This is a genomic window from Solimonas flava DSM 18980 (genome assembly GCF_000426685.1).
In the GTDB taxonomy this organism is placed as follows: domain Bacteria; phylum Pseudomonadota; class Gammaproteobacteria; order Nevskiales; family Nevskiaceae; genus Solimonas; species Solimonas flava.
This window is the reverse complement of the sequence record NZ_AUFV01000001.1, coordinates 14,378-29,505: the sequence shown is the minus strand read 5'-3', so window position 1 is coordinate 29,505 and position 15,128 is coordinate 14,378. Positions and strand designations below refer to the sequence as shown.

The 15,128-nt window shown below is 67.4% G+C and carries 15 protein-coding genes and 1 tRNA gene; 5 read left to right on the top strand and 11 right to left on the bottom strand.

The genetic code is table 11. The features are described from left to right. Positions 1 to 19 precede the first annotated feature (19 nt). The 7 genes from pgi to pcnB all read right to left on the bottom strand — a co-directional run bounded on the left by pgi (position 20) and on the right by pcnB (position 6,712). A complete protein-coding gene (pgi, locus tag K343_RS0100125) occupies positions 20 to 1,660 on the bottom strand; it encodes a glucose-6-phosphate isomerase (protein ID WP_028006347.1) in 1,641 nt (546 codons plus the stop codon). A gap of 80 nt (positions 1,661 to 1,740) precedes the next feature. Continuing rightward, positions 1,741 to 2,358: a TIGR02466 family protein gene (locus K343_RS0100120; protein WP_028006346.1), complete on the bottom strand. Its 618-nt coding sequence runs from the start codon at positions 2,356 to 2,358 to the stop codon at positions 1,741 to 1,743. Then, positions 2,355 to 2,744 carry an aspartate 1-decarboxylase gene (gene panD / locus K343_RS0100115; protein WP_020650375.1) on the bottom strand — a complete coding sequence of 130 codons (390 nt, stop codon included), beginning with the start codon at positions 2,742 to 2,744 and terminating at the stop codon, positions 2,355 to 2,357. The genes K343_RS0100120 and panD overlap by 4 nt, the downstream gene beginning before the upstream one ends. A gap of 162 nt (positions 2,745 to 2,906) precedes the next feature. Next, on the bottom strand, positions 2,907 to 3,761 hold the full coding sequence (panC, locus tag K343_RS0100110) for a pantoate--beta-alanine ligase (protein ID WP_028006345.1): 855 nt from the start codon (positions 3,759 to 3,761) through the stop codon (positions 2,907 to 2,909). Beyond that, complete coding sequence (panB, locus tag K343_RS20195; protein WP_043111771.1) at positions 3,761 to 4,672, bottom strand: 3-methyl-2-oxobutanoate hydroxymethyltransferase; 912 nt, start codon at positions 4,670 to 4,672, stop codon at positions 3,761 to 3,763. Before panB ends, panC begins: the two co-directional genes overlap by 1 nt. Positions 4,673 to 4,892: 220 nt before the next feature. After that, on the bottom strand, positions 4,893 to 5,378 hold the full coding sequence (gene folK, locus K343_RS0100100) for a 2-amino-4-hydroxy-6-hydroxymethyldihydropteridine diphosphokinase (RefSeq protein ID WP_028006344.1): 486 nt from the start codon (positions 5,376 to 5,378) through the stop codon (positions 4,893 to 4,895). Then, entirely contained in the window at positions 5,375 to 6,712 is a 1,338-nt protein-coding gene (gene pcnB / locus K343_RS0100095; RefSeq protein ID WP_051277873.1) for a polynucleotide adenylyltransferase PcnB, read from the bottom strand. The genes folK and pcnB overlap by 4 nt, the downstream gene beginning before the upstream one ends. A gap of 62 nt (positions 6,713 to 6,774) precedes the next feature. Here pcnB and K343_RS0100090 point away from each other — a divergent pair. Continuing rightward, positions 6,775 to 6,850 (top strand) — tRNA-Glu (locus tag K343_RS0100090). A gap of 161 nt (positions 6,851 to 7,011) precedes the next feature. Further along, positions 7,012 to 7,239 (top strand): hypothetical protein, encoded by a 228-nt coding sequence (locus K343_RS24290; RefSeq protein WP_154662404.1) that lies wholly within the window; start codon positions 7,012 to 7,014, stop codon positions 7,237 to 7,239. Between the two features lie 77 nt (positions 7,240 to 7,316). Here K343_RS24290 and K343_RS20190 read toward each other — a convergent pair whose 3' ends face one another. Beyond that, complete coding sequence (locus K343_RS20190; protein ID WP_043111769.1) at positions 7,317 to 8,225, bottom strand: recombination-associated protein RdgC; 909 nt, start codon at positions 8,223 to 8,225, stop codon at positions 7,317 to 7,319. Between the two features lie 260 nt (positions 8,226 to 8,485). On the opposite strand from K343_RS20190, the gene K343_RS20185 reads away from it, so the two are divergent. Both K343_RS20185 and K343_RS20180 read left to right on the top strand, forming a co-directional pair. Further along, positions 8,486 to 9,763 (top strand): MHYT domain-containing protein, encoded by a 1,278-nt coding sequence (locus K343_RS20185; RefSeq protein WP_051277787.1) that lies wholly within the window; start codon positions 8,486 to 8,488, stop codon positions 9,761 to 9,763. Between the two features lie 95 nt (positions 9,764 to 9,858). Further along, positions 9,859 to 10,383: an RDD family protein gene (locus K343_RS20180; protein WP_051277786.1), complete on the top strand. Its 525-nt coding sequence runs from the start codon at positions 9,859 to 9,861 to the stop codon at positions 10,381 to 10,383. A 53-nt stretch (positions 10,384 to 10,436) separates the two neighbouring features. Here K343_RS20180 and K343_RS0100070 read toward each other — a convergent pair whose 3' ends face one another. The 3 genes from K343_RS0100070 to lptF all read right to left on the bottom strand — a co-directional run bounded on the left by K343_RS0100070 (position 10,437) and on the right by lptF (position 13,234). Next, positions 10,437 to 10,964: a CC0125/CC1285 family lipoprotein gene (locus K343_RS0100070; protein WP_245585079.1), complete on the bottom strand. Its 528-nt coding sequence runs from the start codon at positions 10,962 to 10,964 to the stop codon at positions 10,437 to 10,439. Positions 10,965 to 11,075: 111 nt separating this feature from the next. After that, positions 11,076 to 12,143 (bottom strand): LPS export ABC transporter permease LptG, encoded by a 1,068-nt coding sequence (gene lptG, locus K343_RS0100065; protein WP_028006341.1) that lies wholly within the window; start codon positions 12,141 to 12,143, stop codon positions 11,076 to 11,078. Then, entirely contained in the window at positions 12,140 to 13,234 is a 1,095-nt protein-coding gene (gene lptF / locus K343_RS0100060; protein ID WP_028006340.1) for an LPS export ABC transporter permease LptF, read from the bottom strand. The genes lptG and lptF overlap by 4 nt, the downstream gene beginning before the upstream one ends. A gap of 286 nt (positions 13,235 to 13,520) precedes the next feature. Between lptF and K343_RS0100055 the strand changes: the two genes are divergently transcribed. After that, the gene (locus K343_RS0100055; RefSeq protein ID WP_028006339.1) at positions 13,521 to 15,035 is read left to right on the top strand and encodes a leucyl aminopeptidase; all 1,515 of its coding nucleotides are present in this window, start codon (positions 13,521 to 13,523) and stop codon (positions 15,033 to 15,035) included. Positions 15,036 to 15,128: the final 93 nt, after the last annotated feature.

Genomic DNA, 15,128 nt, shown 5'->3' with positions numbered 1-15,128 from the left:
CACCTGAGTGAACGGGGGATCAGCTCGCGTTGAGGCGCAGCTTGCGCATCAGCTCTTCCGTCGACGGATCGAGCGGACCCTCCGCCTGCCCGTCGAGAATGCGGTTCGCCAACTGCTTGCCGAATTCGACGCCCCACTGATCGAAGGCGTTGATGCCCCACAGCACGCTCTGCACGAAAGTGCGGTGCTCGTAGAGCGCCAGCAGGGCACCGAGATGAAAAGGATCCAGCCGCGGCATCAGCAGCGTGTTGCTCGGCCGGTTGCCCGGAAACACGCGATGCGGAACAGCCGCCTCCAGCGCCGCGCCGTCGAGGCCCTTGGCTCGCAGCTCGACGCGCACCTCGTCGGCGTTCTTGCCGCGCATCAGCGCCGAAGCCTGCGCCAGGCAGTTGGCCATCAGCTTGCGGTGCATGTCGCGGAACGGGTGATCGACGAAAACCGGCAGGATGAAATCGACGGGATGCACCGCCGGCCCCTGATGCAACATCTGGAAATAGGCGTGCTGGGCGTTGGTGCCGATGCTGCCCCAGAGCACCGGGGTCGTCGCATAGTCGACGGCAACGCCGTCGCGCGTGACGCGCTTGCCGTTCGACTCCATCTCCAGCTGCTGCGCCCATGATGGGAACAGCGACAGGCGCTGTGCGTACGGCGCCAGCACGTGGCTGGTCGTGCCCAGGAAATTGCTGTTCCAGACCGACAGCAGTCCCATCAGCACCGGCAGGTTGTGATCGAGCGGCGCGCGCCGGAAATGCACGTCCATGCTGTGCGCGCCGCGCAGCAACTCCGAAAAGCGCGCCGGGCCAAGTGCCAGCATCGCGCTCAGGCCCACGGCACTCCACAGCGAATAGCGGCCACCGACCCAGTCCCAGAAGCCGAACATGTGGTCGGCATTGATGCCAAAAGCCTCGACCGCCTCGCGATTGGTCGAGACCGCCACGAAATGCTTGCTGACCGATTCGATGTCGAGCGATGACGCCAGCCACGCGCGCGCGTGCAGCGCGTTGGCCAGCGTCTCCTGCGTGTTGAAAGTCTTGCTGACGACGATGAACAAGGTCGTCTCCGGCCGCAGCCGCGACAGCACCGTGTGCAGCTCGGCGCCGTCAACGTTGGCGACGAAGTGCGGCCGCGGGCCATCGATCATCGGACCCAGCGCATGGCAGACCAGGCGCGGGCCGAGATCCGAACCGCCGATGCCGATGTTGACGATGTCGGTGATGCGCTTGCCGGTCGCGCCGCGCCAGTCGCCATCGCGCACCCGCTCGGCGAAATGCCGCATGCGATCGAGCACGGCGTGCACCTCATCGCCGACGCGGCGTCCGGCGTCGCGGAAATCAGCACCGCGCGGCGCACGCAGCGCCATGTGCAGCGCGGCGCGGTTCTCGGTGCTGTTGATGTGATCGCCGGCGAACAGTCGCGCGCGCCAGGCTTCGAGCTGCTGCTGACGCGCCAGTCCGAACAGCAGTCCCAGCGTCTCGCGATTGGCGCGCTGCTTGGAGTAGTCGAGATAGAACCCGACATCCTCGCAAACGAAGTGTTGCGCCCGAGCCGGATCGCGCTCGAACAGATCTTGAATGCGCACGTCGCGCATCGCGGCGGCGTGGGTGGCCAGCGCGCGCCAGGCCGGCGTCGCACTTGCAGTCTTGGGAGTCGGAGCGTTCATCTGCGCCCAAGACTAGCGGCTTGCGGGGTCCGCGAAAACTCCCGAAACGAGGGAAACCTGCGCCAGGTCCCGAACGCGGGTCAGAGCCAGTGGTAGTTGAAGCTGATGCTGACGCGTTCGCTGTCGATGCGACTCGCCGGCACCTCGTGCCGCAGCCAGCTTTCGAACAGGATGAGCTGCCCGGCCTTGGCCGGATAGACGATGTGCGGCTGTTGCGACTTCGCGCCGGGCTTGCGCGGCGGCGCCGCCATCAGCTTCGACAGGCGCGGATCCTCGAACTTCAGGCCGCTGCTGCCACGCGGCGTCCGCACGTAGTACGTACCGCTGAGCACGGCCTGCGGGTGGATGTGAAAGCTATGCGCGCAACCGCGCGGCATGATGTTGATCCAGCAGTCGGTCATCAGCAGCCGGCCGCCGCGCAGATTCCATTGCAACGCGTTCGAGTAACGTCGCACGTGCGCATCGACCTGTCGGCGCAAGGTGTCGAAGGTCGAGGAAAACTGGTGCAGCCGGTCGAGCGATCCGTAGCTCGTGTAGCCGAGCGGATAGTTCGGCTCCGACCATTTGCGTCCGGCCGCGTCGTGCTCGCGGATGCGATAGCACTCGTCGAGCAATTCCGCATTGAACGCCCGCAGGCCTTGCGCCTGCAGGCGTTCGCAGTAGATCAGCGTGGGAAACCACGCCTCGGCGCGCTTCACGCGCTGGCGGCGGGCTGAACCGGGATCGTGTTCGCGGTGCGGACGACGCGGTTCTTCTCGTCGAGATAGACCAGGCTCGGCTTGTAGACGCGCGCCGCGGCAGCATCCATCGACGCGAACGCGCAGATGATGACGCGGTCACCGACGCCGGCCTTGTGCGCGGCGGCCCCGTTCACCGAGATGATGCCCGACCCCGGCTCGGCCTTGATGGCGTAAGTCGTGAAACGCTCGCCGTTCGTGATGTTGTAGATCTGGATCTGCTCGAACTCGAGGATATTGGCCAGTTCGAGGAGCTTGGCATCGATCGCGCAGGAACCGTCGTAGTCCAACTCGGCGTGCGTCACGCAAGCGCGATGCAGCTTGCATTTCAGCAGTTGCAGTTGCATGGAGGGCCTCAGGAATTGTTGCTGCGTCGGCGGCCCAAAAAGACATACGCCGGCGCTCGCGGATCTCGATAAAGGCGGGCGGCCCACAAAGACATACGCCCGGTGCCTGTGATGGTGGTCACAAAGCTCTGGGCCGCGATTCTAGCCCATTTCGCTCTATGATCAAACCGTTTCCGTTATAAGACCGATGTTGTCAATCAGCCGCGTTTTGCCCAGAAAAGCCGCCAAAAGGATGCGAAATTCGCGGTCGGCTGCATCAGGCTCGCTCAAGTCGGGCCGCCGGACGGTCAGATATTGCGGACGAAATCCTGCGTTGCCGAGCCGTTCGATCTCGGTCGCACACAGGGCAGCGTAATCGCGCCGGCCGGCGCGCAGGGCCTCGCCGACGCGCTGCAGGGCGGCATACAGCATCGCCGCCTGCGCCCGCTCGGCCGGCAGCAGGTACTGGTTGCGGGACGACAGCGCCAGCCCGTCCGCCTCACGCTCGGTCGGCACGCCGACGATTTCCACCGGCATGTGCAGATCGCGCGCCATCTGCCGGATGACCAGCAGTTGCTGGTAATCCTTTTCGCCGAACAGCGCGACATCGGGCGCCACCAGCGTCAGCAGAATGTTGACGACCGTGGCGACGCCATCGAAATGCCCCGGCCGGAACGCGCCTTCGAGCAGATCGGCATAGCGCGGTACGCTGATCACCGTGAAGCCGTCGCGGCCGTGCGGATACATCTCGGCGACGCTCGGCGCGAACAGCAGGTCGCACCCGGCCCCGGCGAGCTTGTCGGCATCGGCATCCAGTGTGCGCGGATAGCGGTCGAAATCCTCGTTCGGCCCGAACTGCAGCGGATTGACGAAGACGCTGGCGACGACGCGGTCGGCGCGGCGGCGCGCGGCCTCGACGAGACGCAGGTGACCGGCATGCAGATTGCCCATCGTCGGCGTCAGGGCAATACGCGCCCCTTCGCGCCGCCAGACCTGCAATTGCGCGCGCAGCGCATCGATATGGTGAACGGTGTCCATCACGCGCGCGGCACCTTCGTCACGACCTCGTCCGTCGCGCCGACCGACGGCGACGTCAGCGCAGCGGTCGTTGTTGGCAGGGCCCTGGAAACCTCGGCGAAGCTGTGCTCGGCATCCGGATAGGCGCCGGACTTGACCTCGCCGACGTACGCGCGAATCGCGGCCTCGATGCTCGATGCCCCATCCATATAGTTCTTCACGAAGCGCGGACGCCGCCCCAGCGTGACCAGCGGCGAAATATTGAGGATGTCCTGCAACACCAGAATCTGGCCGTCGGTCGCCGGGCCGGCGCCGATGCCGATCACGGGAACCGGCGAGATCTCGGTGATGCGACGGCCGAGCTCGGACGGAATGCACTCGAGCACCAGCAGATCGGCACCGGCATCGGCCAGCACCTTGGCGTCGTGCAACATCGCCTCGGCCGCGGCGTCGTCGCGACCCTGGACCTTGAACGCACCCATCTTGTGGACGAACTGCGGCTGCAGGCCCAGATGCGCGCAGACCGGCACGCCGCGGATAGCGAGATACTCGACGATCGCCGCCTGCTCGCGGCCGCCCTCGAGCTTGACCATCTTGGCCCCGCCCTCCTGCATCAGGCGCTGCGAGGCATCGAGCGCACGCTCGAGCGTGGCGTATGACAGGAACGGCAGATCGGCGACCAGGAACGCGCGCTTGAGCTGCGGGGCGACGCATTTGCTGTGATAGACGACATGATCGACGGTGACCGGCGTGGTCGTCGTGCCGCCCTGCATGACCATGCCGAGCGAGTCGCCGACGAGGATGACGTCGACTCCGGCTCGGTCCTCGACGAGCGCGAAACTCGCGTCGTAGCAGGTGAGGCTGGCAATCTTCTCGCCGGCCGCGCGCATGCGGCGCAGCTCGGCGACGTTGACGGGCTTGGCAACTTCCATGTGAGGGCTCCCGGAAGACTCGGCGTCGCGCCTCGTCGTCAGTGTCGAGGCGGGCACGCGGCTTCGATGGGGAAACGCGCGCGGCCCAAAAAGACATACGCGCGGCGTTTACGGGCTTTGTGAAAAGGGCGGCCCACTAAGGCAGACACCCGATGCGCGCCGCCCGCGGCCTGGCGACCGAGTGCGAAGCGGGCGCAGTGTAGCCCATTCGAACGCGCGGTCAATTGCCGGAATCCCACAGCGCGAGACCTTCGTTCCCGATCCGCGCGGCGCGCTCGCCGACACAGCCGAGACCCGGCACTTCGAGCGCCGGTGCGATCTCCGCCCAGGGCACCAGAACGAAGTTGCGCTCGGCAATCCCCGGATGCGGCAGGCGCAGCGCGGGCGTGTCGTGGACGAATCCCTCGACGTGCAGCAGGTCGAGATCGAGCGTGCGCGGCCCCCACTTGATGTCGCGGATACGGCCGGCATCACGTTCGATCGCGAGCAGTGCCTGCATCAGCTCGGTGGGCTGCAGCGCGGTGTCGAGCTGCGCCACCGCATTGCAGAACTCGGGCTGCTCGCGCGGCCCCATCGGCGCGCTGCGGTACAGGGACGAATGCGCGACGACCTCGCCGAGTTCACGCAGACGGGTCAAGGCCCAGCGCAGCCGCGCCGGCGGGTCGCCGAGATTGGCGCCGAGCCCGATGTAGGCACGACGCTTCACTCCGCGACAGGCGGAGCGCCCGGACGCCGCCGCCCTCGCCCGCCGCGGCGCCGGCGCTTGCGCGGCGCGCCGCCGTCCTCGGGCTCCGCAGCCTGCGTCAGCGGCGGCAGACCGCCGCCGGTCTGCGCTTGTGTCCACCAATCGGCCAGCTCCTGCGACGCTTCGCCGGACTGCGCACGCAGCAAGAGGAAATCGTAGGCGGCACGAAAGCGCGGATGGGTCAGCAGACGCTGCGCGCGCCCGCCACGCCGCATGTCGAAACGCGGCTGCAGCGCCCAGATTTCGCGCATCGGCACCGAGAATCGCTTCGGAATCACGATGTGCCGTTGGGACTCGAAGAGGATCTCGTCCGATGCCTGGGCGATCGCGACGTTGGTGTGCGCATCATCGCCATTGCACAGCTTCTGCGTGCGGACCTGCACCGCCGGCCACAGCAGCGCCGCATAGAGGAACGCCGCACTGACGGTCTGGTCGGCGGCGATCCGCTCGGCGGTGTTCTCGAGTGCGCGTTCGATGAAATCACAGGCCTGCGCCGTTTCCATCGCCGCATCGGTGTGCGGCAGCAGATGCGGCAGCAGGCCGTACTCGCGCAGGCCGCGCAGATTGGCCACCGCGTCGCGGCACTGCAACAGCTTGACGACCTCGTCGAACAGGCGCGCAGCCGGAATCTCGCGCAGCAGCGGCGCGAGCTTGCGGATCGGCGCCGCCGTACGCTTCTCGATGTGGAACTTCAGCTTGTTGGCGATGCGCACCGCCCGCAGCATGCGCACCGGGTCCTCGCGATAGCGCAATTCCGGATCGCCGATCAGGCGGATCACACCCGCCTTGATATCGTCGAGTCCGCCGGCGAAATCGACGATCGAGAAATCGCGGATGTCGTAGTACAGGGCGTTGACGGTGAAGTCGCGGCGGAACGCATCGCTCTCCAGCGTGCCGTATTCGTTGTCGGCGAGGATGCGGCCGGTCTCGTCGCGCTCGTGGCTTTCGGTGATCGGCCCGCGGAACGTCGTCACCTCGGAGATCTCGTCCCCGAAGCGCACGTGCGCAATCACGAAGCGCCGGCCGACGAGGCGGCACGAGCGGAAGATCTGCCGCACCTCCTCCGGTCGAGCATTGGTGGCGATATCGAAATCCTTGGGCTCCATGCCGGCCAGCAGGTCGCGGACACCGCCGCCGACGACGTAGGCCTCGTAGCCGGCGTCCTTCAGTCCATAAAGGACCTTGAGCGTGCCGGGCGGCAGGAGGGAGCGCGATATCGGATGTTCCGCGCGCGGCACCCGTTTCGGGGCGGGAATTTTCTTGTTGCGCGGAAACAAGGTCTTGAGCCAATTCATGAGGCGCGTATAATACGCGGCCTCTTGCAGCGCCAAAAGGCGTAAAGAGAATCCAGTTTCAAGCTCCTATCGTCTAGAGGCCTAGGACGGAGCCCTCTCAAGGCTTAAACCCCGGTTCGAATCCGGGTAGGAGCGCCAAGTGCGCAAGCCCCGCCATGTGCGGGGCTTTTCGTTTCCGGCGCCGGATCTTCAGCCTTGCCAGGCCGTGCGTTCCAGCCCCGGCATCGCGGCTGCCGGCAGCGCAGGGCACCACAGGGACGGCGGGGACCGCGGCTCTCCGAACGCAGCCGTTACCGGGCATGCCGACGCCGGTCCACGCCACGGACGCCGCAGCAAGCGGCAGCCGCTGCATCGCCCGCCGCAAGCCCGAGAAGGCGCGACAGCGCAACGACGGACAGAGGCGTCGGACCGATGCGCGTGCAGCCCAGCGCAAATTGAAGAAGGGCTGCCGCCCCGGCGGCCGCGAACCGACCGGCGCGCAGCAGCAGCAGCAAGCGCGGGCGGAACGAAAACGGCTGAGCCCTTGAGCCAAGGGTCGCCCTCAAACCGCGGACCGGACGCTGGGCCGTGCCGCCGTCCGGTCCGGTCGATCAGAGGGCAGGGCTCAGGCCGCCGCCTGCACCGGCGCGCCGCCGAGCGCCTGCTCCAGGTCCTTGAGCAGCGCCACCAGTTCGCCGGACATCAGCGCGAACTCGGCGTCGAACTGCTCTTCCGGGCTTTGCGTCGCCGCGTCCTCGCGCGCTTTCTCGATGTCCTCGAAGCGCAGCTTCTTGACCTCGAACTTGTCGGTCAGCACGAAGCTGGCGCGATTGTTCCAGCGCAGCCCGAGGCGCGTCGCCAGCTTGCCCTCGCTGATGTGCTTGCGCACTTCTTCGCCGTCGAGCGTGTGGCGCAAGTAGCGAACGGTGGGCTTGGTCTGGTCGTTGCCGCGCAGTTCGCATTCCTGATCGAGATCGAATGTGCCCGGCGCATTGCCGCCGGCCAGCCAGGCGGTCATCGCCGCACCGGGCGACTGCGCCAGCTCCGGCAACTCCAGGCTCAAACCTTCGACCGCATCGCGCAGCACTTCGAGCAGCTCCTCGGCGCGCGCCGGCGAGGCGGCATCGACGACGACCCAGCCCGACACCGGATCGAGCCACGCGCGCGTGCTACGCCGCTTGGCGAAGGCGCGCGGCATCAGTTCGGCGATCACCTGGTCCTTGAGGTCGCGCAATTGCTTGCGGCCCGGCTTGAAGCCCTGTCGGGACGCCAGCTCCTCGGCGCGCTCGTCGACCGTCTGCTTGACGACCGCCGACGGCAGCAGCTTCTGCTCGACGCCGAGCGCGATCAGCATCTGCCGGCCCTGCGCGTAGACGAGTTGCGGGCTGGTCGCTGGCGCGACCCAGCCGCGGCTCTGCGGATTGAGGCCCATGCAAGGCTGCAGGGGATGCTTGGCGAGACGCTCTTCGAGCGCGCCGGGCGCGAGCGTCCACTCGCCGGCCAGACGATAGGTCTGCAGATTCTTGAACCACATGGCGATACGGGGACCGGCTGGGCGCGGCACCGGTCGGCACCACGCAGGGAATCGGGAAAAGAGCGCGAGTTTAGCAAGTCATGACCCGCGACTGTGCCGTGTGCCCGCACGGGCCGGGCGGCGCAGGGGTGCCGACCGGCGGCAGCGACGGAATGGGTTTCCGACAACCGGAGCCGCCGGGCGGAATAGCGGCAAGCGGACATCGCGCCGCTTCAAGCAATCTTGTTGCGACCGGAACAGGGACATTCCAGGGGGAATGAGTGAATCCGATTTATCTCGCAGGCCAGTACGACACCGGCCTCGTGGTGCTGTCGTATCTGGTGGCGGCGTTCGCTTCGTACTCGGCGATCGATCTGGCCCATCGCATCTTCCGCAACCCCGAGCGGCAATGGCTGTGGATCGGCCTCGGCGCGATGGCGATGGGCACCGGCATCTGGTCGATGCACTTCATCGGCATGCAGGCATTCTCGCTGCCGATCTCGCTCGGCTATGACCTGGCGCTGACGCTGGGCTCGCTGGCCGCCGCCATCGTCGCGTCGGCACTGGCCTTGTACGTGTCGAGCCGCCGTGAGATGGGCCCGAAAGCCGTGGTCGTCGGCGCCGCATTGATGGGTCTGGGCATCAGCGTCATGCACTACAGCGGCATGTACGCGATGCAGATGCGTCCCGGCATCGCCTGGAATCCGCTGCTGTTCGCTGCATCGGTCATGATCGCCGTCGCCGCGTCCGGCGCGGCGCTGTGGATCGTCTTCAACCTGCGCCGGATCAAGGACAGGCTGCAAATGCCGGCGCGCCTCGGCGCCGCGCTGATCATGGGTCTCGCGGTCGTCGGCATGCACTACACCGGCATGGCTGCAGCCAGCTTTCCGGTCGGCTCGATCTGCGGCGCCGCCAACAGTCTCACCGGGGCCTGGACGGCGACGCCGGTCGCTGCCTTCACGGTGTTGCTGACGACGATGATCATGATCCTGGCCGCGCTCGATGCCCGCAAGCAGGTCCGCCTGCGCGAAGAGCGCCTGCGGCAGGCGCAGGAGGAGCGCGCCCGCATTCTCGCCCTGCACGATCCGGAAACGATGCTGCGCAACCGCGCGTCGTTCCAGCAGGAAGCCGTCGGATTCATCCAGCGCTGCAGCCGCAGCGGCGCCAAGTTCGACCTGTTCTACGGCGCATTGCGCTTTCCCGAGGGCGGCGACGAAAGCTTGGCGATGAAGATCATCGCCGACCGGATCCGGCCGCTGGCGCGCCCGCAGGATTTCCTCGCCCGCTACGGCAAGGCCGAGTTCGCGCTGCTGCGCATGCGCGACCCGATGGAAGGCGCGCCGATCCTGTTGCGCGACCAGCTGCTGTCGGCCTGCACGATGCCGATCGAGGTCGGTGCGCAACGCCTGGTCCCGCAAGCGCACGTCGGTTGCGGAACTTTTCCCGACCACGGCCAGAACTCGCGACAACTGCTGATGGCCGCGGCCCGCAGCGTCGACCCGCAGGCCGGCCCCACCCAGGGCAAGGGCGCCGGCGCGCAGCGTCCGGTCGCAGCCTGAGAACGTCCATCGCTTGCCAGAAGCCGCGCCCGCCGCGGCTTTTCTTTTGTCGGTCCGCGGCTATGCTGACGCCTTTCCCGTCTTCAACCCCGTCGATGCCCGACTTCCTCTCGCCCGCTCCGCTCTGGCGCCGCCTGCTCGCCGCGGTCTACGACAGCCTGCTGCTGGTCGGTCTGTGGATGGCGGCTTTGCTGGCCGAAATGCTGGTGCGTGATGCGCTCGGCACGGAGCGCCACTGGGCCGTCCTGCGCGCCTACCTGTTCGTTGTCGGCCTGGTGTTCTTCGTCTGGTTCTGGACGCACGGCGGCCAGACCCTGGGCATGCGCGCCTGGCGCCTGCAATTGCGCGCCGGCGACGACCGGCCGCCGTCATGGCTGCAGGCCGGCGTGCGCTATGCCGTCATGCTCGCGGTCTGGGGCGTGGTTCTGACGCCGCCGCTGGCGCGGCTGCCGCATCTGCGCGAACTGCCGCATGCCGGACTGGCCAGCCTGGCCGGCGCGGCGCTGAGTGCGCTCGCGCTGCTCGCCATGCTCGCCGACCGGCACCGGCGCGCACCGCAGGACTGGATCAGCGGCACGCACGTCGTCACGCTGCCGAAAGCCGGCCGCTCCGCCGGCTGATGAACACGCCGGCCACGCCTGCCGGCCGCGCCCGCCCGAGGTGACGGCGCGCGTTACGGCTTCGGCTTCGGCCGCACGACCTGCGGCTCGAGATTGGTCCGCACCTGGCGGGCGTCAAAGGCTTTGACGTCGTCGTCCTTCTTCTTGCCGGCGAACATCACGACGTTGGCTTGCGCCTCGTACTCGGTGATCGGCGTGGCCGTCGTCGTGCCGAGGCCGCCGTACATGCCGCGCGGATACCAGTAGTAGCTGCCCCAGCCGTAGTAGCCGCTGAAGCTCTGCAGATAGCGCGTGTTGGCCTCGGTGCTGTCGGTGACGAGCACGAAGTAATCGTACCCCGACTGCAGCGTCAGCTCGGCGGCGCGGTACAGCAGATAGTTCTCGACGGTCTGCTTCGGCGTATCGGAGTTGCCCGTGAAGGTCACGCGGTAGCGGTTCTGCTCGATGCGCTGCTCGCTGTAGCCGTAACCGCGTTCGGCAGGCTGGTAGGGCGTCGCCGTCGCACAGGCGGCGAGCGTGGCGACCGCCGCGAGCATCAGCAGCCGCGGCCGCGGCGCGGAACGAAGGGGGAAAGCCACCATGGTCATGCTCCTGATAAACCACCGCGGGCATTACGCAGCATTGCCGTGCGGCACTGAACACATTATGAATCCGCGCGCGCCGTCCGGCGTAACAAAGTGTATTGACCGAAGTCAACGCGCGCGCTGCAGACGCCAGGCCGCGAGGCCGGCCAGCGCCAGCGTCGGCAGGCCGGCCGCGAGCAAGGGCGGCCAGCCGAGGATCTGCCCGATGCTCGCGGTGACCTCATTGACGACGTAGAACACTAGGCCGACGACGATGCCGACCAGCAGTCGCTGACCGGCGCCACCGCCGCGCTGCGAGCCGATCACGAATGGCACCGCGAACAGCATCATCGCCACCACGGTCAACGGCGTGACGATCTTGCGCCACAGCGACAGCCGGTAGCTGCGCGTGTCGAGACCGTTGCGGTCGAGATAGGCGATCAGCCGCATCAGGCCCGGCGTCGTCAGGCTGTCGGCCTCGAGCACGAACAGGCGCAGGACGTCGGGCGACAGGTGCCCCTGGCTGTCGAGCTGATCGAGGTGCTCGGCGACCGCGTGCTCGCCCTCGAAGCGCGTGCGGGCAATGCCGGTCAGGCGCCAATGCCCGTCGACGTACTCGCCGTGCTCGGCGCGCAGCACGGACTGCAGGGAAAGATCGTCGCCGAGCTGGTAGATCTCCAGCTCGGCGACTTCGCGCTCCGAGATCAGCGTGCCGATGTGCATGACGGCGGAGCCGTCGCGCAGCCAGACCGGGCGCGTCGCCAGACCGGCCGGCGCACCGTCCTTGGCCTGGTCGCGAAAATCGCGCGCCGCCTGCGTGCCGGCCGGCGCGAGCACGTCGCCGAGCAGCACTTCGAGTCCGCCGAACAGCACGCCGGCCAGCAGCGCCGCCGCGCCGATCTGCATCACCGTCATGCCGGCCGCGCGCATCGCCGTGATCTCGTTCTGCGCCGCCAGCGTGCCGAGCCCCATCAGGGTGCCGAGCAGGGCGATGACCGGCATCAGCGTATACAGGCCGGTCGGCACCATCATGACCGTGTAGTACAGCAGCTGGACCACGCCGAAGCCGCCCTGCCCGGCCTGGTCGATCTCGGAGACGAAGCTGATGAAGGTGTAGATCGCCACCAGCGCCAGCGCGACGATCGCCGAGAAGCTGGCGATGTGCGTGACCAGATGCTGCGTCAGGCGCCGGGTCATGCGCGGCTCCGGCGGCCACGCAGGCGCAGCCAGTTCTGCTGTCGCGCGATCAGGAACAGCGCGAGCGCCAGCATCAGCCCGTGCACCCACCACAGGCCGAGCGCGCCGATCGGCTTGTCCTTGGCGACCCAGGACTGCGCGATGCCCATCAGCTGCGAATAAATCAGGTAGGCGACGATGCCGAGCACCAGCTTGCCGTAGCGCCCCTGGCGCGGCCGCACGTACGACAGCGGTACCGCCAGCAGGGCCAGCACGAACACCGCAATCGGCGCACCGATGCGCCATTCGAGTTCCGCACGGTCGCGCGGATCACCGGTGCCGAGCAGTTCGCCGGTCGGCTGGATCTTGCGCTTGGAACTGCTGTAGAGAAACGCCGGCGGGTTGATATGGGTCGTCAGCCGATCGAAGTGCATGACATCGAAGCGGGTCGTGCCCGGCTCGCCGACGTAGCGGTAGCCCTGCTCGAGCACGACTTCGCGCGCACCCGTGGCGGCATCGACGGACTGCGAGCCGCTGCGCGCCGTGACGAAGCTGGCGCCGTGCGCCTCGCGCACTTCGGCGATGACATTGTCGAGCTGACTGCCGTCGGCGCTCATCCGCTCGGTGAAGACCACGGCGCGGCCGTCGGCGATCGACTTGAAATGGCCTTCCTCGAACGGATTGAACTTGATGAAGCGCACCGCGTCCTTGACGAGGTAATCCGAGGTGCGGCCCGCCCAGGGCCCGACCTGGAACGCGAGCAGCGCGGTCAGCACCGCCAGGCCGGCGCCGAGCAGCAGAAACGGCCGGTACAGCGGCCACAGTCCCACGCCGCAGCCCGTCATCGCCGCGATCTCGTTGTCCTGGTACAGGCGTCCGAGCGCCATCATCACGGCGAGCAGCAGCGATACCGGAATCAGCAGCACCAGATATTGCAGGCTCGACAGCGCCGCCACCTGCAGCAGCAGGTTCTGCGGCAGCTCGCCGGCAGCCGCCTGCGCCAGATAGCGGGCGAATCGTGTCGACAGCATGATCGCCAGCAGCACCAGCGTCACGCCGAGCCAGGCACTGCCCGCCTCACGCAGCAGATAGCGTCCGAGTACGCCTTTCATCTCTCTCCAAACGTCGTTCCCGCCCGCGCCAGGAGGATGACCGCCGGCGCGGCCCACGCGCCCTGCCGTCACCTCACCCCGCGCAGGCGGATCATTCAAATTCGACCGCCGGAAAACGGTAAATCGGGAATTCCCCTGCTTGTTCCGGCGGATTCAAGCGCTAGAATGTGAAACTTCTCACATTCTAAAAGGTTTTTCGGCCCTGGCTGCCGCTGCCCCAGTATCGAGGGCAGGTCGGCCCGGAGTCGCGTGAAACCTGAAGAGCCTCAAAGAGCCGAGTCCGTCCATGGAATACTTTGTAAAAAGCGGAAATCCCGAAAAACAGCGCGTCGCGTGCGTCATCGTCGGCATTTTTGATCGCCGTTCGCCGACCGAGGCCGCCGAGACGATCGACCGCGTCAGCGACGGCGCGATCGCCACGGTGATGCGCCGCGGCGACATGGACGGCAAGCTCGGCTCGACGCTGATCCTGCACAACGTCGCGGGCACTTTCGCGGATCGCGTGATGCTCGTCGGTCTCGGCAAGGAACGCAACTTTGACGAAACCGCGTTCCGCAAGGTTCAGGCGGCCGTCGCCCGCGCGCTGCGCCAGACCGGCGCGATCGATGCGGTGTCCTACCTGACGCACCTGACGATCAAGAATCGCGACTTCCAGTGGAACGTCGCCCACGCGCTGACCGCCACCGAGGACGTCTTCTACAGCTTCGACGAATGCCGCGGCGCGCGCGCGCGCGAAGAGGTTCAGCCGCCGAAGCTCGAACGCTATACCTTCGACGTGCCGCGCCGCTCCGACCTGCCGGCCGGCGAGCGCGGCCTCGCCGAGGCGCTGGCGATCGCCAAGGGCGTGGCGCTGGCCAAGGATCTCGGCAACCTGCCGGGCAACATCTGCACGCCGACCTATCTCGCCGAGCGCGCCAAACAGCTGGCGACGCAGTACCCGATCAAGACCAAGATCCTCGACAAGCCCGAGATGGAAAAGCTCGGCATGGGCGCGCTGCTGTCGGTCGCCAAGGGCTCCAGCCAGCCGCCGAAGCTGATCGTCATGGAATACCTGAAGGGGCCCAAGGGCGAGCGGCCGATCGCGCTGGTCGGCAAGGGTCTGACCTTCGACGCCGGCGGCATCTCGATCAAGCCGGCGGCGCAGATGGACGAGATGAAATTCGACATGTGCGGCGGCGCCGCAGTGTTCGGCACGCTGACCGCGATCGCCGAACTCAAGCTGCCGATCAACGTCGTCGGCGTGGTCGCCGCAAGCGAGAACCTCATCAACGGCGACGCCAACAAGCCGGGCGACATCGTCACCAGCATGGCCGGCATCACGATCGAGGTGCTCAACACCGACGCCGAAGGCCGCCTGATCCTCTGCGACGCGCTCAGCTACGTCGAGAAGGAGTACGAGCCGGTCACCTGCATCGACATGGCGACGCTGACCGGCGCCTGCGTGGTCGCACTCGGCAGCGTCGCCTCGGGCCTGTTCAGCAATACGCCGGCGCTGGGCCGCGCGCTGCTGAACGCCGGCGAGCAGGTCGGCGACCGCGCCTGGGAACTGCCGCTGTGGCCGGAATACGACGAAAACATCAAGAGCGAGTTCGCCGACGTCGCCAACATCGCCACGCGCGGCGCCCGCGAAGCCGGCGCGATCATCGGCGCGACCTTCCTGCACCGCTTCACCAAGAAGATGAAGTGGGCGCATCTCGACGTCGCCGGCACCGCCTCGATCGGCAAGAAGTCGACGGGACGGCCGGTGCCGCTGCTGACGCAGTATCTGGTCAACGTCGCCGCCAAGAAGGAACAGGACTAGGGCCCGTTAACGCTGACAGGCCCTCGGACCACGGCGCACGGCGGCGCCGGTACGGCCCGGCGCCCTCGCGCCTCCATCAGCGGACGGCACGCA

Excerpts from the sequence above, each read along its gene's own strand:
- panC (WP_028006345.1), bottom strand. The coding sequence starts at position 3,761 with ATGGACACCGTTCACCATATCGATGCGCTGCGCGCGCAATTGCAGGTC.
- panD (WP_020650375.1), bottom strand. The coding sequence starts at position 2,744 with ATGCAACTGCAACTGCTGAAATGCAAGCTGCATCGCGCTTGCGTGACG.
- pgi (WP_028006347.1), bottom strand. The coding sequence starts at position 1,660 with ATGAACGCTCCGACTCCCAAGACTGCAAGTGCGACGCCGGCCTGGCGC.
- pcnB (WP_051277873.1), bottom strand. The coding sequence starts at position 6,712 with ATGAATTGGCTCAAGACCTTGTTTCCGCGCAACAAGAAAATTCCCGCC.
- K343_RS24290 (WP_154662404.1), top strand. The coding sequence starts at position 7,012 with ATGCCGACGCCGGTCCACGCCACGGACGCCGCAGCAAGCGGCAGCCGC.
- lptF (WP_028006340.1), bottom strand. The coding sequence starts at position 13,234 with ATGAAAGGCGTACTCGGACGCTATCTGCTGCGTGAGGCGGGCAGTGCC.
- panB (WP_043111771.1), bottom strand. The coding sequence starts at position 4,672 with ATGGAAGTTGCCAAGCCCGTCAACGTCGCCGAGCTGCGCCGCATGCGC.
- K343_RS20180 (WP_051277786.1), top strand. The coding sequence starts at position 9,859 with ATGCCCGACTTCCTCTCGCCCGCTCCGCTCTGGCGCCGCCTGCTCGCC.
- K343_RS0100070 (WP_245585079.1), bottom strand. The coding sequence starts at position 10,964 with ATGGTGGCTTTCCCCCTTCGTTCCGCGCCGCGGCCGCGGCTGCTGATG.
- K343_RS0100055 (WP_028006339.1), top strand. The coding sequence starts at position 13,521 with ATGGAATACTTTGTAAAAAGCGGAAATCCCGAAAAACAGCGCGTCGCG.
- K343_RS20190 (WP_043111769.1), bottom strand. The coding sequence starts at position 8,225 with ATGTGGTTCAAGAATCTGCAGACCTATCGTCTGGCCGGCGAGTGGACG.
- lptG (WP_028006341.1), bottom strand. The coding sequence starts at position 12,143 with ATGACCCGGCGCCTGACGCAGCATCTGGTCACGCACATCGCCAGCTTC.